Here is a 21,294-nt window from a genome sequence, read left to right as displayed (position 1 = left end):
TATTTATGCCGGTGTTACTGTGTTACTGGAGTTGGCTCAAACAGCATGACCAGGTCACCGCTGTAGCTGCCGTTAGTGCTTGGGCCACTTTCAGACTTGGTCGGCGCATCAACATTGATTGCCAGTTCATGCACTTGGTCATAACCGCCAACACCGGCAACGGTTTGTTCGATGGTCAGTGCAGTACCGAAAGCCAGGGCTTTTTCATCAACGCTTACAGCAGCGTTGGTCATTTCGTAAGCACCGTTGGACATTTTCAATGGCTGGGCCAAGGTGACGTTAAAGTCGTCAGCGGTGCTCCAAACACGCACAGGCAGTGTTTTAGAGAACGAAGCTTGAGTGTGGTCGTTTGCAACCAGCTCTTCAGTGCCGTACCAGGTCGAACCGTCTGGCTTGGAAACGAACAGCGCATCGTTAATTTGTGCAGTCAGGGTGATTTTCTTGGAAACAGTGTTGTCTGCAGCCTGAACGGTGCCTACCAGTGCGCCAGCAAGACCAAGGGCAATCAAAGCAACTTTAAAGTTCATCTTACTTTCCAATATAGTGACCAAATACGCCATGCCTTAAGCAGTAAGCGTGTTGGCTAGAGTTGATTAACAGGCAGTTCCTACTGCCTGCCAAAAGAATGGCATCAGTGCCAACTTTGCACAATAAGACGAATCTCATTCAGCGTCCATTCAGCAAAAATAGAGGGATTTTTGTTATTTAAGAGCCGTTACGCAAACCTAACTACAGAGCGCTCGCGCAGCACCCCTAGCGTATATCGCTTACTGAAAAAAAGTATTAACACACTTCTAATATTCGCACGGTGGTGGCGCAAACTAATCACTGCCTGGATTTGAGATTCGTCTCATATCCAGCAGCCTGTACCCGACATAAAATATCCGAATGAAACTCAAAGCGTACTTGCACTCCATCACCCCCCTGCTTTCCTCCCCCCATTCGGCCAGACGCTTATTATGGATATTAGCCATTATCCTGTTATCAGGACTGCTGGCAGGGGCCTATAACTTTCTACTCTTCACTTTCAATACCGAGATATCCCAACGCCGCGGTTATATGAGCAGTGCCATTGCCGAAGCCCATACTTTTTTCACTACGCGGCAGTCGTTGCTGGAAAGCATCAGCCTTTCAGCCACCCGCCAGCCGGAAGATGAGGCTGTGTCAGTCTCCGCAGAGGAGATCCACTTGCTCCTGGGGCCTTCTGCCAAACAGCAATGGAGCCTCTGGTTGACTGAACGCTTGCGTGATTATCTGAAAGCCAAGCAGGTCAACCTGGTGTACGTCAGCACGGGCGACAATGCCAAAGTATCCCGTTTGTATAACGCGACACCTGCGGTGAGTGCGTTTTCCGAAACGATTTTGCGCCAGCTGGATGCGTTGAAGCGCGATGACAGCCCGGAACTGAATGAGCTGTGGTTGACCGAGCAAGACAGCCCCCATGCCCGGCTGTATATTTTTATTCGTCTGGATGAGCGCGACCGCCAATCCGGTTGGCTGGGACTGGAAATGGACGCCAGCGAAGTCTCTGCGGCCCTGAGCGATCAGAGCGCAGGGGAATTTATGATGCTCAATTCTCAGGGCACGCTGCTGTTCACCAATAACTTGATGCCTGCGCTGGGTGAAAGGCTGTTGCCCTTACAAGAGCAGAACTTTTTTGGTCTGGTCGGCAGCGGATGGTGGCCGGATCATGTGGTCATCCGCAAGCAACTCAAGTCGTCCGACTGGCAGTTGGTTTACTCCATCGACTTGCGTTCAGTCATACAGGCGTTGTGGCCACAGTTGCTTGGCACACTGTTGTTTTGTCTGCTCAGCCTGTCTCTGGTGTGGTTGTTGATCCGACGTCTGGAGCAGCGCTTTATTACCCCGACGATTCACCGAATACAAGCCCTGGTCGAAAGTGAACTGTTCAGCCGGGACGTGATTCAGACGGCACCTGTCGCACTCTGTGTGATAAGGCGTGTCGATGGCCTGGTGGTTCTGGAAAACACCCTGTCCCAGCAGTGGCTCGGCCAGGGCGGTGAACGCGAAACCTTGAGTTCTATCTGGATCCAGCGGGCTTTCGAGCGTGCCGAACCTGAGCTTACCGACTATTTTGAGACCTGCGATGGCCGGCACTTGTATCTAAGCTGCACGTCGACCCGCTATAAAAGCGAAGACGTCCTGCTGTGCGCCTTCAGTGACATCAGTGCGCGCACCCAGATTGAAAATGCACTGCAACAGGCACGAGAAATGGCCGAGGCCGCCAACGAGGCCAAAACCCTGTTCCTGGCCACCATGAGTCATGAAATCCGTACGCCGCTGCACGGTGTTCTGGGTACGCTGGAGCTACTTGGGCGCACGCAACTGGATCCACGGCAAAAGGATTATCTGCACGCTATCGAAGGCTCCTCCGCCACGTTGCTACAACTCATTTGTGACGTGCTGGATGTATCGAAGATCGAAGCCGGGCAACTGGCGCTTGAACTGAGTGAGTTCTCTGTCGTGGACCTGGCTCAGGAAGTGATTCAGGGCTATGCCGCCGCCGCTCAGCGCAAAGGGCTCAACCTCTATGCCTGCTATGACTCCAGGTTGCCGGACCAGGTCATGGGCGATGTTGCCCGCATTCGACAAATTCTCAACAACCTGTTGAGCAACGCCGTGAAATTTACCGATTCCGGCCGAGTGGTACTGCGCCTGAGCCTTCAGAGTCGTGAAGGCGAGAGAGCGAATCTTATGTGGCAAATTTCAGATACGGGCAAAGGCATTCCCCAAGCCGCGCAACCCTTTATTTTTGAGCCTTTCTATCAGACTGGGGGCAGTACCCACGAGGTCGTTGGCACCGGCCTTGGCTTACCGATCTGCCTACGCTTGAGTCAGTTAATGAATGGCAGCATCCGCATGGTGAGCGAAGTGGGCCTGGGCAGCAGTTTTTCCCTCAGCCTGCCGTTGGAAGTACCAAGAGCTAGCGCGTTACCATCGACCCTGACCAGTCTGTTACCCGAAACTATTCATGTGCTTTCACCCGTGCGCGAACTGGCTGAAACGATCAGCGGCTGGCTGCGTAAATGGGGCGCACGGCCCCAGATCGGACACTCCCGGCCACATGACGGTTCAACACCGGCTATCTTGCTTGAGTTACACCCGGGGTCTCTTGAACAACAGCTGAAGCCGGACTGGGCCGGTCCTGTGGTCTTGGCCGCTGGCGACGGTAATCACGAACCACAGATCATTGATGGCACCTGGCAGGTCAACCTCAATAATCTAAAGGCTATCCATCAGGCTGTCAGCGCAGCGCAGGGCGTACAGGTGCTCACACCCAGCCTGTATCACAAACATAAAGAGCTGCGAAAACTCAACCTGAACATTCTGGTAGCTGAAGACAACGCCATTAACCAGTTGATCCTCAGCGATCAGCTGGAAGAGCTCGGCTGCACCGTAGAGCTGGCCTCAAATGGCGAAGAGGCACTTTCAATCTGGCACCAAGGCAGTTTCGACCTGCTGCTTACCGACGTCAACATGCCCAAACTCAACGGTTATGAACTGACACGCCTGCTACGCAGCCATGGCTGCGTGGCGCCAATCATCGGCGCGACCGCCAACGCCATGCTCGGAGAAGAAGAGCTCTGCCTTGCGGCTGGAATGAGTCACTGCCTGGTCAAACCTTTCAGCTTGCAGGCCCTGTTTAAATGCCTTGTGCCCTACGAAAGAGCTACCCATGAAGCCATGTAGCATTTTGATTGTTGAGGATCACCCCTTCCAGCTCATGTACCTACAGAACCTGTTCAATGAACTGGGGGATTTTCATCTGGACTGCGCACAAGACGGGGTACAAGCTCTCGCCTACCTGCAACGGCGCAACTACGATCTGGTACTCACCGATCTGCTGATGCCCGGCATGGACGGCGTGCAGTTTATCCAGAAGCTGGCAACCCTGCGCACACGGCCCGCGCTGGCGATTATGAGCTCGTCTTCACGGCGTATGCTGATGGCCGCAAGCCTGGTAGCACGCAATCTGGAGGTCAACGTAATCGGGCTGATTTCCAAGCCGGTACGGGCCCGCGCCCTGCGTAACCTAATCGACCAACTCATAGATTTGCGAGAATCCACACCGCCAGCGCCTCTGACCGATATTGACCGTCAGTCACTGCTCTATGCACTGGACAATGCAGAGCTACAAGCCTGGTTTCAGCCAAAAAAGGCCTTGGCCAATGGTCGCATCGTTGCTGCCGAGGCGCTGGTACGCTGGATACATCCCGTACACGGCGTGCTGCTCCCCGGGGTGTTTCTAGCTTCGCTCGGGGCCTCCAATCTGGAAGAGCGTCTGTTATGGTTGATGCTTGAGCAAGGAATGAAGGCCCAGGCTCAATGGGCCAGACAAGGTTATGACATACCTGTATCGATCAACCTGCCTACGCACTTGCTCAACAGTGATGACCTTCCCGATCGTATTCACGAATTCGTCCTGAACCACAACGGAGTGCCGGGGAACATTTTCTTTGAGTTGATGGAGTGTTCAACAACGCTACAGATCAGCAACTTTTATGCGGGCGCCTGCCGGTTGCGGATCAAGGGTTTCGGATTGTCCCAGGATGATTTTGGCAAAGGTTACAGCTCCTATATCAACCTGGTCTCTACTCCTTTTACCGAGCTCAAGATCGATCGGGCGCTGGTACGCGGCTGCAACGAAAATGAAGAACTGGCTCAGGCCTTGACCAGCATTGTCGGGCTTGGACGACAACTGGGCCTGACCGTTGTGGCGGAAGGTGTAGAAACCGCCCAAGAACTTGCCCTTTTGCGCAAGATCGACTGCACTCAGGTCCAGGGTTTTTTGATCTCTCACGCGGTTTCCAGCGACTTGTTTCAGCAGTTGTTAACGCGTGATGGCCCGGCAAGTGCATATTAAGACTTTTGAGGGGTAACTCTATTGTACGAACCGCTTTGCATGGGGCATGCCTGATGAATCCGCGTAACGCCCTCCTTGATAAGCTGACCATTAGCTCCCTGCACCTGAATAAAGGTCTTGGCGTACTGTTCGCCCTCGCGTTGCTACTGGCAGGCATCAGTTACTGGGGCGTTCAACGCGTCATTAAAGAGCAGCGCGACAGTGTGGGCGTTCACTTTGCCCGGCTGATGGAGAACATTCGTGAACACGAAGCCTTCCTCAATACCGTGTCTCGGGAAAGTACCAAGGGCAGGCTGCTTGAGTCGCTGCATGCCCCCTTGCAAGTGCATGACGCCGCGCCTGATGAGGGCAATCATGTCTATATTGGGCGCGAGTATTCGTTTTCCCTGCCTTTCAGCGTCAAGATCAATCCGGCCATTATCCCGGCCCTGCAGCACACCAAAATTACCGAACTGGGCGCGCATCTGGCCAACTACTACAGTGCGTATTGGTCCGCTTCACACTATCAGTCACCGCAGATTTTCGTGTTTAACGTTCCGGACAACTTTGAGCTCAGCGTCCCGGCCCACGGCCGTTTGCGCGGTGCAGCCCATACCCGGCTGGGAGAGTCAGCCTCTGTCATTCAGCAAATTCTTGAGGCCCGGCCCGGCAATACGGTGCCAGCAGAAGACAACCAAGTGCACTGGCTGCGATATAACGCCATGCCCGGCGCTGGTAGCTACCCAAGCATCCTGAGCTACATCGATATTGACCTGCCCTCTACACAGCTGCACATCTCTGGTGCCAGCCCAAGGGTGGTGGTCTCTTCGCTGCTCAATCTTGCCCAGATCAACAATCCCGAGCGCCTCATGCAGCGCTCGGTATATGACCATTTCATCCTGATCGCGCCCACCGCAAAGGCTGTGATCGGCACACTCAAACCGGACTCAGACCTGCATGACGGGCTGAACCTGAACAGCGACGGGTTGGTGTTTCAGATCAGCAGTAATGACACCAAGCCCTGGACCGGCATCTATATCATCAGTGTTAAAACCTTTCTGGATTATGCCTTGTGGGCTTTGCTCGCTCTGGCCGCACTGCTGCTGGTCGGCCTGATTGGTGGGCTGGCATTCAGTCGGTGGTACAAAAACCGGGTCATTATCCCTGCGCGCCAGGCCCATGACGATATTGCCGAGCGAGATGCCTTCAGTCAGGCCGTAATTGAAAGTGCACCTGCCGGTTTGTGTGTGGTGCGCGGTAGCGATCTCAAGGTCTTGCTCGAGAATCATCTCGCCCAGCAATCGCGCGGCACGACAGCCCTTGTTGCCGCCCTCAAGCAACATTATGACCTCTTGGCTCAAGGCAAAACCAAACTGCACGTTGACGGTCGCCATCTGCAAGTGGGCTTTGTGTTGACCCGTTACCATGGCGAGGATGCCTGGCTCTGTGCCTTCCATGATGTAACCCGCCATATTGAAGATGCGGCCATTCTTGAAGAAGCGCGCCAGGTTGCAGACTCCGCCAATAAAGCCAAAAGTCATTTTCTGGCCACCATGAGTCATGAAATCCGCACCCCCCTGTATGGCGTATTGGGCACGTTGGAACTCCTTGAACTGACCGCACTGCAACCGCGGCAGCAGGAGTATCTGCACACCATCCAGCGCTCATCGTCGACCTTGTTCCAGTTAATCAGCGATGTACTGGATGTATCCAAGATCGAAGCCGGGCAAATGACTCTCGACGCCCAGGATTTCTGCCCCCTGGATATCACCGAAGACACCATGAGCACATACAGTGCCTTTGCCCAGAGCAAGGGCTTGCAACTCTATGCCTGTATTGATTGCACATTGCCTGACCGGGTGCGCGGTGATCCGGTGCGTATCCGCCAGATTCTCAACAATTTATTAAGCAATGCCATCAAGTTCACCGATAGCGGCCAGGTGGTACTGCGGGTTCGGGTGCTGGAGCAAAACGATGAATTCAGCAGCCTGCAATGGCAGGTCAGTGACTCTGGAATTGGTATCACCCATGAGCAACAGGTGCAGTTGTTCGAACCCTTTTATCAGGTGCGCAACACCTTCAGTGAAGGAGGCGCAGGCTTGGGGCTATCGATCTGTCAACGCCTGTGCGAGATGATGGGGGGCACACTTGACGTCATAAGTGAACCCGGTTTGGGCAGCAGTTTTTCCTTGCAACTGAAGTTGCAACGCGAGCCTGGAGAACTGGTCGATTGCCCTGAGTTCAAATTTCAGGCCAAACCCGTTTATGTGCGAGCGCCGGCCCCAGAGCTGGCACAACATATTTGTGCATGGCTCAGTCGACTGGGTGTACACACTCGCCTGCTGAACAACGATGCTCATACAGTTGACCGCTCGGCACTGCTGGTAGACATGCTGGCATCGGACAATCATCACGACTGGCCCGGCCCGCGCATTATTGCCACGCCAGCTGGACGCAACCCGCCCGAGCCAGTCGCGGATGGCTGGGCGGTAGACGCCAACTCCATTCGTTCGATTGCCTGGGCTGTGAGCTTTGTGCAAAACGGTGTCAGTTTGCCCACCGGTACGTCACCGCCGGGACAAAACCAACAGCTTAAACTGCGAGTGCTGGTTGCAGAAGATAACCCGATCAATCGAGAAATCATCAAAGAACAACTGCAAGCCCTGGGGTGTTCCGTGGTGGTGGCCGGCAATGGTGATCAGGCTCTGGCAGTGTGGATGCCTGGCCTGTTCGACCTGATACTGACTGACGTCAACATGCCGGTGCTAAATGGCTATGACCTGGCCCGAGCCCTGCGAACACAGGATAAGGCACTGCCCATTATCGGAATTACCGCCAATGCCATGCGCGAAGAAGGCAAACGCTGTATCACCGCTGGCATGAATGCCTGGATGGTCAAACCCTTGAGCATCCAGGCACTGCACACCCATCTACTGAGGTACTGCACGAGCGTACTGATTGAACCTGCCTTGGTGTCTGAACAGCCCTCTGTTCCCACAAACGGTATGGATCAGATCCAGCTCTCACCCCGTATGCGCGAGCTATTTTTCAACACGATGAACGAAGATGTCCAGCTGACTCGAGTTGCGCTAGACACTGGCAATCCCACCACCCTGGCATATCAATTGCACAGCATGGGAGGAGCTTTGAGTTCAGTACAAGCTTACACCCTGGCGGATACCTGTACAGAACTTGAACGCTTACTCGGTAAATATGGCGTTACATCTCAATTGACACTGAATGTAAGCCTCTGGCTGGACCAAATCGGCACATTGCTAAAAAAACAGGAGGCTATTGATCTATGAAGCCGATCTATCCACTCGAAAAACCCCACGGTTACCGTGCCATGCACAAACTAAATGTTGTTATCGCCGATGACCATCCCATTGTACTGCTGGGCCTGCTTGAATTGATTGAACGCGACGAGCGCTTTCGTGTTGTTGGCCAGGCAGTTGGCTCTGATGAGTTGGTACAGCTGATGGAGCAACAGACAGTGGACCTTATCGTCACGGACTTCAGCATGCCGGCAGATTCACTGTATGGGGACGGTCTGAAACTGGTGAAGTATCTTAGGCGTCGCTACCCTTCTGTGCGCATTCTGGTGTTGACCATGATTTCCAGCCCTTTGATCATCACTCACTTGCAGGAACTGGGTGTGGTCGGGGTAATTCAAAAAAGGCATCTGCACAACGAAATCGAAGTCGCTCTCAACGCTATTGTCCAGGGCATGGAATACCAAAGTTCCGAATCCATACCTGAATCGTTAACTGAGAACCTGCTCACGCTGAAAGCGCGCTTCGAGACTTTGTCACCCAAAGAGCACGAAATACTCCGTCTTTTTGTCTCAGGGCAAAGTGTCAGCGAGATCGCCAGAGGACAAAACAGAAGCATTAAAACCGTCAGCGGCCAGAAGATTGCGGCCATGCGCAAGTTGGAGGTAACCAGCGACCAGGATTTGATCACCTATTGCCTCACGTCCAATTTTTTTAAATAGAATATTCAGGATGTGATTTTTAACGCATGAAAATTTAGCGACTTACACGTCAGTTGCCGCGTGCGTCATGCAACGTGAACAGACCATCAGTACATTCCAATTGCGCACACTCGATACTCCCTGCTCCTCTTAGGCTGCCTCGTTTCAAAAACAGAGCTAATTACACTGATATATTATGCTTGACTATTCGACCCGAGGGAGACAGCTGTTCTCCCTTGTGGACCACTTGGCACCCGGACTGTCTTCTGAGCCAATGCCGTTTTCAGTGTACTGCTGAGCATTAAGTACCCGTGCGTTTTTAGATATCGAATAACTGATAAAGCCTGGTAATGTCTTGCCATGAAACGTAGCGACATGACTCGCGGCATTGTCCATCTCAACAGTACTAAAACCCTCAGGTGCTCCATAGGAAATCTTGACTTCAGCCAGCGTATGAGATGAAAAAACTGCAGCAACACAGGCCGCCAATATATGCAGTTGTTTGGTGATAAGAAGGAAATGCGCAATGAGATACACAGCATCAGCAGCCGTGGCTAGCATCTTTAACGGGTTAACGCCTGTTCCACATTGCCAATCTGATGGCCACTGTGTTTAGTGTGTATCGTACTTATCACTGCTATCAATAAGGATTGCTTGATGGACTTATCCTGTTTCTCACAAAGCTACGCTGAAGCCCGGCAAAAATTCCTCCAGGCCTGCGCAAATGCAGGCTTGGAGGTTGAGTCCTACATTCACCCGTTAGCAGGTAAGGATGGCGAGGAGCTGGCCCTTGATGTGGCACTTCTCGGCTCCCAAACAGCCACTAACCTGCTGGTACTAAGCAGCGGCGTCCATGGTGTGGAAGGTTTCTGCGGCTCAGCCGTACAGATTGATCATCTGCGCAACAGCGAGTGGATGGAGCACTGCCGCCGTCATGACCTGGCGGTGCTTTATCTGCATGCGATCAACCCCTATGGCTTCTCTTGGCTGCGCAGGGTCAATGAAGAGAATATCGATATCAACCGCAATTTTATTGACTTCGACCAGCCGTTGCCCGACAACCCGCAATACCGCTCCATCGCCTCGTTACTTATGCCACAGCGGCAACCGCCCACCTTGCTCAGTACCCTCGGTCTGGCCGGATATGCCTTGCGTCACGGGGTTAAAACCTTGCAAACCGCTATCACCAGCGGTCAACACAGCAATCCCGACGGCCTGTTTTTTTCCGGCACGCAACCAGCCTGGAGCAATCTGCAGGTTCGCCAGATCATTCGCCGCCTGGGCCAGCATTGTCGACGCATCGGCTGGATCGATGTGCACACGGGCCTCGGCCCGTACGGCGTTGGTGAGCGCATCTATAAAGGGCGTACTGACCCCGAGGATATTGCGCGGGCGCGAAGCTGGTGGGGCGCGCAAGTAACCACCAGTGTAGATGGCACTTCATCATCCGCCGTGCTGGATGGCACCCTGGATCTGGGCGTGATGCAAGAATGCCCACACGCGCAGTACAACGGTTTGACGCTGGAGTTTGGCACCAAGCCCGGGCCATTGGTGCTAAAGGCACTGAGTGCTGATCAGTGGCTGCAAAATCATCCTGATACCGGTGAAGCGCAACGATTACGGATCAAACATCAACTGCGCGATGCCTTCTATATAGATACCGATCCATGGAAACAGCAAATACTGGAGCAGGCCCGGGCAGTATCTGAACTCACCCGTATTGGGCTAGCCACAGCGTAGCCTGTTCAGGAAGCAGAGGTGCACTCAAAATATCTATAGCGAAATGCCCGCCGCCGTCACACTGTTGACGCGAGCGGGCTTGTATATCCCGCTCGTCAACGTAAGTCTGACATCACCCTGGGCGCGTCCACCCCCCCCCCCCTCCTTTGCCATTTGGAAAATGCGGCTCGATCAAAGCAATCAGCCCTTGCCAGGACGTGACCTTATAGATCTCGATCAAGACGCACTCCCGACGGATCAACTTACGTTTGCAAGCTTCTTGGGCGACGGCTTAGGACATCTGTGCATCGCAGCTCAACTGTTCAGTTTGTGCAAGATACAAGTTTCAGAAAATCCCCAAGTCATTTTGAGAGTTTTCTCAAAATGCTTAAACGGTAAATTATTAACTATTGCATAACGCAAGCGTTCAGATTGAAGACAGAATAATCTTAAAAAATCGATTCATAGCAATTTTTTTTTGTATTTTTGTGGGTTGCCAAGTTATAAGTTTGTCGTCAATTACATTTATTGATCCAACTCAACTTTAATCAAAACAATCTTAAGGAATTCCTATGAAGAAGCTTTTCGTATTCGCCCCGATTGCATTCGCCTTGGCCGTGACAAGTCATGCTCAAGCCGCTACACAGGCTGACTTGATGCTCAAAGGCACTATCGTTAATACGACGTGTGAAGTAACCGCCAACGAGGGTGCGTCATCCTTGAACATCGGTTCTTTCAGCAAGACTGGTTTCACCACGGCGAAAGCACAGGTGGGTTCAGAGCCGTTAACCGTAACGTTGGCAAACTGCACTGAAGATGAGGTTGGCGCCCTTCAGGTGACGGGGCTGAGCCCGGGTTCTGATAACAACATCTTTGTCAGCGACCTGAATCAGTCAGCGGGTTTTATGTTGAAAGAAACCGATGGCACGACCCAAGTGTACAACGGCGCCAGTATGCCAGTGACTGCCGATGAGACAGGTGCTTTGGCTTATACATTCAAGGTCGGCATGACCGTTATGAATACAGGTGCTGTGATCCCTGGGCCTTACACCGCCCCCATCAAAATCTCTTACGTTAATAATTAAGCCTATTGGTTGAGCATGGGAGAGGTGATTATTCGCCTCTCTTATTATGGTTTTAAGGACATGAAGATGGTCAGTATCAATCGGTTTTTTGGGCTGGCAATGGTCTTGGCATTAGCCAATGTACAGCCCGCTTTGGCCAGTACCAGTGTGGGGGCATCGCGTATTATCTTCAATGCGGATGAAAGCAGCAAGAGTGTCGATATTAACAACACTTCTACTGCCCAACCTTATCTTATCAAAATCGATATTTCATCAGATATTTCAGGGAAGGCAGTAGGCACACCATTTGTCGTGACCCCGGCATTAGCCCGCATTGAGCCAGGCACCACTAACAAAGTCAGGATATTGAAGGCCTCTGGTTCACTCCCGAACGATCGCGAGTCAGTGTTTTATTTTAATTCAATGGCAATACCTACAAGCAAGGTGGGTAATGCGCAGTCTTCTACCTCTTTAGATGGCGCGCTGCAGATTGCTACGGGAAATACCGTAAAACTATTCTACCGCCCTGGCAATCTAGGAATGACGCAAAAAGAAGCCATGGGTAAATTGCAATTTACCAGCGATGGCAAGGGGACCAAAGTGAGTAACCCCACCCCTTATTACATTTCCATCTCCAAACTTATCATTGCTGGGACGTCGGTAAAACTGGATGTCATGAATGGCAGCAGCATGATTGCGCCCTTTGGCAGCCATGTTTATTCAGTCAATGCAGCGCGCGGCAACGTGGTATGGAATGCAATCAATGATTTTGGCGCAATGGAGCGATTCGATGGCGCGATCAATTAAATATTGCTTCGCTCTGACCGGACTGTACCTGTCCTGCAGTGCTGTCGTGTACGCAGCGACCACTCAGATTACGGCCAATATCAGTGATGGTTCATGCGAAGTGACAATACCCAATGGCAATCTCACATTTGACAACAAAAGGGCATCCGAATTTTCATCTGCCATGACCACTGTAGAATTACATCACTTAAATGTTGAGCTGAGTTGTGCAGGAACTGCAGGTATAGCACCGGTTTTAAATGTAACTGGCGAGTCTGCCGGTTTGGCAGATGCTCGATTATTCAGATCGGCTAGTTCAGAAGCAAAAGGCGTAGGGTTTATGTTGAAACAGGGCACATTGACTGACTTGCCCGGCTTCTACACAGCAAACGGCACTGTTGCGCCAGGGGACTCGGTGAGCATCTCTCAGGATAATGGAATGTCTACCCAGCCATTTACTGTGGGATTAGTTCGCGGCAAGGATGAGGCAATACCCAGTGCCGGAGCGATTAGCGGAAAAATTTCATTTACCTTTGCTTATCCTTAACATTTTTTTGGGGTGATTAATGTCAACGCTGTCAACTCAAAAAACAAAGCAGTACATGCTGCCTTTTGGTTGCGTATTGGGCCTCTGTTTATCCGTGACGAGTGTTTCGACTCAAGCCGTCGAGGTGAATTTTTCTGCAGTTTTTGAATCACCAACCTGTGAAGTTTCCGCCCCTGCGTCTATTGATTTTGGCAATATAAGTTCGCAAGGGATTAAACAGGGCGACAGCCTGATGAATCCACGATCTTTAGTTGTTTCCTTATCAAATTGTTCGGGCCTTTTAAGCTCCGCACAAAAACCAGGCCTTAAAGTTTCCGGCACTGGAAATACCGAAGCAGGTGACTTTCTGTTCATGCTGCCCGCGACATCAGTGGCGGTAAATTACGGTGTTCTACTAACAACAGCGTTGAATAATACGGTGATATCCAATGGCGCATTTATCCCGACAACGGGTGCTGCTGGAAGTCTGCCCAGCAACGGAACCTCGATTGCTTTCAATGCGGCTTTATCATGTGGTACCCAGTGCAATAACCCCACAACCCGCTCGGGAGAACTCAACGCGGCCATCATCTTTGAATTTGCCTACGAGTGATGAAATTGACAACTGACTTAATCAGATTTTTTATTAAAAGTGTGCTGAGTGGTGTCTTGATGAGTGCGCTAGTACCAGGCGCAATGGCCGCAGAGCAAGACGGTGGGATTAGTCTCAGCCGTACCCGTGTAGTGTTAACGTCGACGGATAAAGCCCAAAGTATAACGATCAAGAATCACGGACAAAGAACCTATCTGGTGAAATCTGCTATTGCCGCCACGCCAGGGGGACAAGAGCCTGTACCTTTTATTGTGACGCCTCCACTGTTCCGTTTAGAGGCGAACAGCCAAAATACGTTGCGCATTTTACGTCAAGATATACAGGGTTTGGCCAAAGACCGAGAATCCGTCTTTTACCTGTCCGCTATTATGGTGCCGTCTTCCGAAAAACCGGACATATCAGAGGCTGACTCAATGTCGGCGCGGGTCTCTGTCGGCGTGCAAAATATTATCAAGCTATTTTACCGGCCCGCAGGGTTGTTGATGACCCCTGCACAGGCTGAAAAGGCATTAATCTTTACTCAACATAGTCATCAGGTACAGGTGCGTAATCCGACGCCCTACTATCTGACATTCGCCCATCTTTCTCTGGACGGTGTAACGGTTAACGTGCGCGATTCGGTGTCTATGATTCCGCCTTTTGCACAAATCAGTTATCCGGTGAATGGGGTTGTGCACAAGGCGCAATGGTCAGTTATTAACGACTATGGTGGTAACAGCCAGCCCCATCAGGCTGCGGTACAAACAGGAGATGGCTGATGGCTCTGAGTTTCTTGCGCCTGTTCCTTTATCTGGCAATGCTATTGAACGCAGCCCCCTTGAAAGCAGCAGCGCCCCCCCCTCAATCAGGGATCACATTGCATGCGACTCGAGTTATTTATCCGGAGTCCGCGAAGAAAGGAGTCACCCTTTCACTCACAAATAATAATGAACATGCCTATCTGATGCAGTCGTGGATCCGACCATTGGATTTGAGTAGCGGGCAAGCCGCCGCCGAGGTACAGGGGGCGGATGACCCCACCAACACGATTCCTTTTATTGCCACCCCCCCCTTGAAGCGGGTTAATGCTGGGGAAAAGATGACATTGCTTATTCGCCAGACTCGCAACGATTTACCGAATGATCGTGAATCCGTATTTGCTGTCTCGGTTAAAGCCATCCCCAGTATGCCAGCGAAAACTGAGCAGACGGGTAATCAACTGGTTATTGCACTGGTGAATAATTTCAAGTTGTTCTATCGACCAGCGGGTTTACCGGCAGGCGGGATTACTCAAGCAGCTAATGAATTACATTTTAGTCGTCAAGGTGACCGACTGATCGTGGATAACCCCACACCGTTCTACCTTACGTTTAGTCATTTGACCGTTGGGGGAAGCGCTGTAGAACCGGCAGAACTCCGCCTCATGGTACCCCCAAAAGGGCAGCAACATTATCGCCTGCCTAAAGCGGCCAACGGTGATGTGCAGTGGCAATTGCTGGATGAAAACACTGAAGCAACCCCAATGCAACGTCAGCCCCTCTGACTCCATATCCGCACTTGGTTTGTAACAACAATAGTTTTGGAGCTGCATACTCACCATGAACACCGCTGAAAAATACTCCCTCAGTGACAAATACAGGGCGGGTAAAACTCGTCGTTTTCGTCTACATCCCCTCTCGTTATTGTTAATGATGGGAAGTACATCAGGTTGGGCAGAAGATTATTTTGACCCTGGGTTACTGTCATTAGGTCGAGATGTGCAAGATGTGGATCTGTCGCAATTTGCTGAAGCGGGTAGTGTCGCCGAGGGTGATTACCTGGTAACTATTTTTGTTAATCAGAATGAAGCGACCACGCAGATGGTCGAGTTTAGTCGTAATAACAAAGGGCTTATTGCCCCTGAATTAACTCCGGACTTGCTAGAGACCTTGGGGGTGAATGTGAACAATCTCCCTGCGCTTAAAGATCTTCCAAAAGACAAACCGGTAGAGGACTTGCCTGCGCTGATCCCTGACGCCTTCGCACGCTTTAATCTATCGAAGTTGCGCCTGGATATCAGTGTGCCACAGGTGGCCATGCAACCTAATATCAACAGTCGGATAGACACTGAACTGTGGGATGACGGCATTCCGGCATTGCTGGCCAATTACAGTCTTAGTCTCGGCCGTAATGAACAAACGTCTAATCAGAATGAAGCCTACAGTAATAATTTGTTTGCAAATATCAATGCCGGGGCGAATGTGGGGCCATGGCGCCTGCGCAGCACAATCACCCAGACCAGTGTAAGCTCTGGCGGGGGCAATCGCCCCCATGAGAACCGTGATCACACACAATTCTCGAATACTAATATGTTCCGAGATATACGTGGATTGCGCTCCACTGTACTGATGGGCGAAAGTAGCAGCGGCTCAGAGGTCTTTGACAGTGTGCCATTTCGTGGCGTCCAATTAAGCTCAAATGAACAAATGTTGCCCAACCGCTTGCGTGGGTTTGCGCCTGTCGTCAGTGGTATTGCCAACAGTAATGCACGGGTCACTATTCGCCAGAATGGTCATGTGGTGTATGAAACCTTTGTGGCTCCGGGGCCATTTGAAATCAAAGATATCTATCAGGCTGGTATGTCCGGCGACCTGGATGTCACGGTCACTGAAACAGATGGCAGCATACGCAATTTTGTCGTTCCTTTTTCCTCACTTCCCGTGATGTTACGACCTGGAAGTTTGAAATATGAAATAACGGCGGGACGTTATGATGGTGGTGTGACCGTGGACTCACGCCAGGCAGATTTTGCGTTAGGGACTCTGATCTATGGCCTGCCTAAAAATATCACTTTGTATGGGGGGGCGCTGGTTGCGCAAGATTATACTTCGCTCACTGCGGGGAGCGGGATCTCGCTCGGCCCGGTGGGCGCTTTATCCGCAGATATGACACAATCATCAGCTCAATTTGAATCCAGTACGAAACAAACAGGGGAATCTTATCGTCTGCGTTATTCGAAGAACATGCTGTCGACCGGGACCTCGTTTGATCTTACGGCGCTGCGTTATTCCACGCGCAACTATTACAGCTTTAACGACTTTAATGACGCGGGCTATCAGTTGCGCGATGATCAGACCCCCTGGAGACTTGATCGCCAGCGCAGCAGCTTTCAGACCCAAATAAATCAGCAACTGGGCAACTCGGGTTCATTGAGCTTGCGTGCGTCACAGGATAACTATTGGGGTTCAGACACGAAACGAACAGGCCTGGCTGCTGGCTACAGCGGTAGCTATCGGGGGGTCAGCTATGGAGTGTTCTACACGATTGATCAAATGAAGGGACAGGGTAACTGGCCAGAAAATCGCCAAGCGTCCTTGAACATAAGTATTCCGTTAAACGTGTTCAGTAACAGCTCAAAACTGCAAAATACCTATGCAAGTACACAGGTCACCCATGACAACAATGGGCGCTCGCAGACTCAAGCAGGCGTAACCGGGTCGAGCGCAGAGGGTGCCTTCAACTACGGCATGATGGAGAGCTGGGGCAATCAGGGGCAGGTGAGCAACAGTAACCTGAACATGGGCTATCAGGGGAGCAAAGTCAGTCTTAACAGTGGCTACTCATACAGCACAGACTCGCGCGCGATGAATATAAATGCCAGCGGCGGGATGATTGCTCACTCTCAGGGCGTCACGCTCTCGCGTACATTAGGCAGTTCCATGGCATTGGTGAGTGCTCCGGGTGCAGCGGGAGTTAACGTCACTAACGGTGGTGCGATCACGGATGGACATGGCTACGCTGTAGCCCCCTATTTGTCAGATTATGGCAAGAACAGTATTGGCTTGGACCCCGCCTCATTACCCGAAAACGTGGACTTGCCTTACTCGAACCTTAATGTATATCCCACCAAAGGCGCGGTAGTAAAAGCCGATTTTAAAACCCGCCTCGGCTATCAGGTACTGATGACCCTGAACAAGAGCGAAGGTGCAGTGCCATTTGGTGCGACCGTTTCTTTGGTTGATCACTCCGGGGGGCAAGAAGACAACGCAGGGATCGTCAGTGATATGGGGCAAGTCTATCTGACGGGATTGCCTGAAGAAGGCGTTTTATTAGTCTCCTGGGGAAAAAGTGCGGATAAACAATGCCATGTTGATTTTAACCTGAAAGGTTTAGCTGTATCGCCGCAAATGCCGATTATCCAAACGAAGGGTGAATGCCGATAGGTTGCCTCCCATCGTATAGCAGCGCAAAAAAATTGTAATAAACACCTTGGTGGCAATAGAGCAAGCACTACGTTAAGTCACCGACCCGGAGCAGGCCATGAAGCATATAACACCGATTTTATTCACTCACTTATCAGCTATGACTCTCTGCCATCCCGTGAGTCATAAACAACCTCGAGTGCGCAGCACACGGGGATTAACTTATAGACAGCGATGGGCTATAGGAGGCTTGGTTCTTTGTGGTCTGGCAGTAGTTAACGACGCACAAGCTGTCGCACTTGTCGTAGAATCTGGCTCTGGAGACAATTTCTGGGAACTGGCCTCAGGAACCAGTGTTACCACTCACCCCACCGCCACCAGTTCGGGCGGAACCGGAGGCTGGGCATTTCGCTGGAACGTGGCACCTGTTGCGCAGGGAAGTCCGAACCTGTGCAGCGGCACAACCGGGTATGTTGCCCAATCGGGCGTTATAAAAGCAGGCATCAAAATAGCTCCAGGTATCATTTTGCACTTCACGTCGGGGAGCCTGACAAATACTGTATCACTGACGGTACCAACCAGTAGCAGTCAACCTGGATCGGCAACGCTTCAAGCGGATGGCACAATGACCAATCCGACAAATTCTGTTGCTTCCTATACACAAGTGTTGTGCACATCTCTGCCAACGGGTACCGCTGTCACTCAAGGCGCTGAAACCAATACCCAGCTCACCGGTGGCAGACTGTATGTTTACGTCGATGAAACTGCACTCCCCGGCACCTACACGGTACCTGCCCTCAATCTCGTTGTTGACCATAAATCCGCGGCGAAAACCCAAATTTCCCAGGGTGGTACGCTAACCGTCATAAAAAAAGCTACGTGTACGGTTAGCATTCCCGCTGCTGTTAATTTTGGGAGCATCCCCAACCGTATAGACATGGTCACAGAGAGTGGGCAAATAAACGTAGGATGCGAAGGAGGCACAGGTCAAACTAAGGTTAACTACAGAGCGATGCCCACCATCCCGGCGGTGGGTGCGAAACAATATATGCCTATGTTCAACCAAACGAGCAAGTCTGAAGTCGCTACCATCCGCGCTTTTCTCGGTCCAACCGGTGCCGCAACTGCTGCCTGTATAGATGCTGGTAACTCGATGCAAATGGATGGATCATCGCAGAGTCTAGGAACAGTCCCCCTGAATGGGAGTATTGAACAACAGGTGACGTGGACTTTGTGTCCTGTTCCAGACCCTGAACCGGGACCAGCGACGGCTTCAATGTCTTTTGAGATCGATTGGTAATAAGTTGCCAGCCTTGCGGGGTATTGCTCACCACCCTGAGATGATTTGTAGTGGATCTAAGAGATGACGCTACGACAGCGCAGCTACTCTTTAACCGGCTAAATGCTTGTGCAGCCCGCCGACCTCCCTTTGCCACATTGGCGGCCGTCGATAGCGGCTGAAGTTTCGCATGGAGCCGGTGGTATTCCTCGAATGCGGAGGAGATTTTCAGGGCGAAGTTTCCGTCCCGCAGGGCGCGCAGGTCGTCAATCGGCTCGTTGATTTCCAGGCAGCGCCAGATAAACAGCCCGCCGCTGATGACGGTGATTCAGGCGGTGGTAGCGATGGTGCTGTCACTGAACCAGTTACAGCGCGTGCCCTGTTCTAGGGTGTATTTCAGACAGCCGAGAAACACCGCCATTAACGCCATACCGATGTAGTCGCCGCCCTTGAGCATCGACGGGTTGGGGCGGTCAATCTCGACCAGCATCGGCACGGCAAAGGTCACGAACAGGCCCGGCACTAGATTGATGTAGAGCAGCCAGTGCCAAGAGGAAATGTCGGTGATCCCCTCGACCGCCGCCGAGCCCGACGTGGGCGCGAGGGACGCGATGGCGCCGATGGTAGACGCGGCGATCATCCGTCAATTGCAAGATTATTGTCGAGCGAAGACGTTGCCTTGAGGGCGTAAATGAGATCAACCGACCGCTTGTATCTAACAGATTGAATCGCCCACAACACCGTGGACATTTCAACCTCGTTAAGAGCCTCGGCATCCTGTCGGGGCATAGCGATTTATCTCTGGAGGGGCTTCAGCAATACAAGCATCCGGCCTTATGCGCTAGATCCTGCCATGACGGTTCGGGCGTATGGATAACCACAGTTGTTGAGGACGTGTTCGGCTATCGATTATTGCTAAAATTCGAGAAAAACCGGAAAGAAAATGACTAATTACGAGAAAATCCAGAATTTAGTCTCATTAATTCGCAGAGCATTTACAAAAATCGAGTCTGGCTTGGCTTACGGGTTTTCTCGTAAATAAGCGATTGGCTCACTGACTTGAAACCTCAAAATTCGCACAGTTTCGAACAATACCCCGGCCACCTGAGAAAATGCCTTGGCGCAAACCTGAGGTCTGCGCTCACCAACAAGATGCCTGAACAGGCATCTTGTTGCCGGTACTGAACAAAGATTACCTGAGCAACGTGTAGTTCATGAACTGAATCAAACCCTGACATTGCGCTCGGGAAGCGCTGTGCGCTGGCTCGTCTGCCAGTCTTGTGCCAGGCCGACTGCAACTTCCGAAGCAGGCAACATTTGTCGCCCGCGAACCAGGTCGGATGCCCGTTCGGCGAGCATGATGGTCGGCGCATTGAGATTGCCGTTGGGCTCGGTTGGAAACACTGACGAGTCGATCACACGTAAACCTGCAAGCCCCCTCACCCGCAACTCGGATGCGTACATAGCCGCGACTCTTGGGTTTGTTCGGCCCGGTGTGAGCAGCCCCTGCATGAACTGGCCTTAGATAAAGATAGTACCGCGCAAGTACAGCGCGCCGTGGCCGCTGATAATGACTCGGTCGCTGTCCAGAACTTCACAGTGCAGTTGACCCTTGCGCGCCCCGCCTTGCTCCGCACTCAGGCTGCGCTTGCCCAAGCGCTTGGCCCAATAGGGCGCCAGAGAGGTGTGGGCCGAGCCGGTAACCGGGTCTTCATTCACGCCCACCCGAGGGCCGAACCAGCGTGAAACAAAGTCGAAGTGACGACTCGGCGCAGTCACCGCGACACCGCGCACGTCGAACGCGGCTAGCGCAGCAAAGTCGGGATTGAGCCCGGCGACGATGGCGTCATCCTCGACCACTACCAGGTAATCATCTGTGCGATAAAGCGCTTCGATCCGTTCCAGGCCCAAGGCTTGCAAAAGGCCTGGCGGAACAGCGACGAGTTCTGGCTGCTTGGCCGGGAAGTCCATGGTCAGGCGTGCGCCTTCACGGCGTACCCGCAATTCACCACTGCGAGTGGAAAAGCGCAGTAGGTCGCGGTTTTCACCCAGTTGCTCGAACAGCACCCAGGCAGCTGCCAAGGTGGCATGGCCACACAGGTCGACTTCCACCGTGGGGGTAAACCAGCGCAACTCGAACACCTCACCGTTGCGCACAACATAGGCCGTCTCGGACAAGTTGTTTTCTGCGGCGATTTGTTGGAGCGTCGCATCAGGCAGCCACGTCTGCAGCGGACAAACCGCCGCCGGGTTGCCGCCGAAAGTCTCAGAAGTAAAAGCGTCTACCTGGAAAATATCGAGTTGCATTTT

At 52.1% G+C, this 21,294-nt stretch carries 16 protein-coding genes and 2 pseudogenes; 13 read left to right on the top strand and 5 right to left on the bottom strand.

The window, feature by feature from the left end; all coding sequences use genetic code 11:
* Positions 1-14: 14 nt before the first annotated feature.
* Entirely contained in the window at positions 15-527 is a 513-nt protein-coding gene (locus ACZRMS_RS15090; RefSeq protein ID WP_159259318.1) for a CS1 type fimbrial major subunit, read from the bottom strand.
* A 361-nt stretch (positions 528-888) separates the two neighbouring features.
* Here ACZRMS_RS15090 and ACZRMS_RS15085 point away from each other — a divergent pair, with 361 nt between their 5' ends.
* From ACZRMS_RS15085 to ACZRMS_RS15070, 4 genes are read left to right on the top strand one after another with little or no spacing between them, the layout of a single operon-like run.
* Positions 889-3,711 carry an ATP-binding protein gene (locus tag ACZRMS_RS15085; protein ID WP_463995882.1) on the top strand — a complete coding sequence of 941 codons (2,823 nt, stop codon included), beginning with the start codon at positions 889-891 and terminating at the stop codon, positions 3,709-3,711.
* Positions 3,698-4,885 carry a response regulator cyclic di-GMP phosphodiesterase PvrR gene (gene pvrR / locus ACZRMS_RS15080; protein ID WP_159259317.1) on the top strand — a complete coding sequence of 396 codons (1,188 nt, stop codon included), beginning with the start codon at positions 3,698-3,700 and terminating at the stop codon, positions 4,883-4,885. The genes ACZRMS_RS15085 and pvrR overlap by 14 nt, the downstream gene beginning before the upstream one ends.
* A 53-nt stretch (positions 4,886-4,938) precedes the next feature.
* Positions 4,939-8,169 (top strand): hybrid sensor histidine kinase/response regulator, encoded by a 3,231-nt coding sequence (locus tag ACZRMS_RS15075; protein WP_463995881.1) that lies wholly within the window; start codon positions 4,939-4,941, stop codon positions 8,167-8,169.
* A gap of 41 nt (positions 8,170-8,210) precedes the next feature.
* A complete protein-coding gene (locus ACZRMS_RS15070) occupies positions 8,211-8,858 on the top strand; it encodes a response regulator (protein ID WP_159259316.1) in 648 nt (215 codons plus the stop codon).
* Positions 8,859-9,041: 183 nt separating this feature from the next.
* Here the strand turns inward: ACZRMS_RS15070 and ACZRMS_RS15065 are convergent, their stop codons facing one another.
* Positions 9,042-9,398, bottom strand: a complete 357-nt coding sequence (locus ACZRMS_RS15065) for a hypothetical protein (protein ID WP_463995880.1) — start codon at positions 9,396-9,398, stop codon at positions 9,042-9,044.
* A 96-nt stretch (positions 9,399-9,494) separates the two neighbouring features.
* On the opposite strand from ACZRMS_RS15065, the gene ACZRMS_RS15060 reads away from it, so the two are divergent.
* From ACZRMS_RS15060 to ACZRMS_RS15020, 9 genes are all read left to right on the top strand, one after another.
* Complete coding sequence (locus tag ACZRMS_RS15060; protein ID WP_159259292.1) at positions 9,495-10,577, top strand: M14 family metallopeptidase; 1,083 nt, start codon at positions 9,495-9,497, stop codon at positions 10,575-10,577.
* Positions 10,578-11,128: 551 nt separating this feature from the next.
* Entirely contained in the window at positions 11,129-11,641 is a 513-nt protein-coding gene (locus ACZRMS_RS15055) for a fimbrial protein (RefSeq protein WP_159259291.1), read from the top strand.
* Between the two features lie 66 nt (positions 11,642-11,707).
* Positions 11,708-12,427: a fimbrial biogenesis chaperone gene (locus tag ACZRMS_RS15050; RefSeq protein WP_463854178.1), complete on the top strand. Its 720-nt coding sequence runs from the start codon at positions 11,708-11,710 to the stop codon at positions 12,425-12,427.
* Positions 12,411-12,953 (top strand): fimbrial protein, encoded by a 543-nt coding sequence (locus ACZRMS_RS15045; RefSeq protein ID WP_463995879.1) that lies wholly within the window; start codon positions 12,411-12,413, stop codon positions 12,951-12,953. Before ACZRMS_RS15050 ends, ACZRMS_RS15045 begins: the two co-directional genes overlap by 17 nt.
* Before the next feature lie 19 nt (positions 12,954-12,972).
* Positions 12,973-13,545, top strand: a complete 573-nt coding sequence (locus tag ACZRMS_RS15040; RefSeq protein WP_159259290.1) for a fimbrial protein — start codon at positions 12,973-12,975, stop codon at positions 13,543-13,545.
* A 59-nt stretch (positions 13,546-13,604) separates the two neighbouring features.
* A complete protein-coding gene (locus ACZRMS_RS15035; protein WP_159259289.1) occupies positions 13,605-14,303 on the top strand; it encodes a fimbrial biogenesis chaperone in 699 nt (232 codons plus the stop codon).
* Positions 14,303-15,067, top strand: coding sequence for a fimbrial biogenesis chaperone (locus ACZRMS_RS15030; RefSeq protein ID WP_463854176.1), 765 nt, complete (start codon positions 14,303-14,305; stop codon positions 15,065-15,067). Before ACZRMS_RS15035 ends, ACZRMS_RS15030 begins: the two co-directional genes overlap by 1 nt.
* A gap of 55 nt (positions 15,068-15,122) precedes the next feature.
* A complete protein-coding gene (locus ACZRMS_RS15025; RefSeq protein ID WP_463995878.1) occupies positions 15,123-17,726 on the top strand; it encodes a fimbria/pilus outer membrane usher protein in 2,604 nt (867 codons plus the stop codon).
* Between the two features lie 604 nt (positions 17,727-18,330).
* Positions 18,331-19,005 carry a hypothetical protein gene (locus ACZRMS_RS15020; RefSeq protein WP_463995891.1) on the top strand — a complete coding sequence of 225 codons (675 nt, stop codon included), beginning with the start codon at positions 18,331-18,333 and terminating at the stop codon, positions 19,003-19,005.
* Between the two features lie 208 nt (positions 19,006-19,213).
* On the opposite strand, the pseudogene ACZRMS_RS15015 reads toward ACZRMS_RS15020, so the two are convergent.
* The 3 genes and pseudogenes from ACZRMS_RS15015 to ACZRMS_RS15005 all read right to left on the bottom strand — a co-directional run.
* Positions 19,214-19,627 (bottom strand): annotated as a pseudogene (locus ACZRMS_RS15015) (DHA2 family efflux MFS transporter permease subunit); the annotation flags it as partial.
* 581 nt (positions 19,628-20,208) lie between these two features.
* Positions 20,209-20,451: pseudogene (locus ACZRMS_RS15010) on the bottom strand (GMC oxidoreductase); the annotation flags it as partial.
* 54 nt (positions 20,452-20,505) lie between these two features.
* Positions 20,506-21,291 carry a PhzF family phenazine biosynthesis protein gene (locus ACZRMS_RS15005; protein ID WP_463995877.1) on the bottom strand — a complete coding sequence of 262 codons (786 nt, stop codon included), beginning with the start codon at positions 21,289-21,291 and terminating at the stop codon, positions 20,506-20,508.
* Positions 21,292-21,294 lie beyond the last annotated feature (3 nt).

It is taken from the genome of Pseudomonas sp. B424 (assembly GCF_055408345.1).
This window is presented reverse-complemented; position numbering and strand designations above follow the sequence as displayed.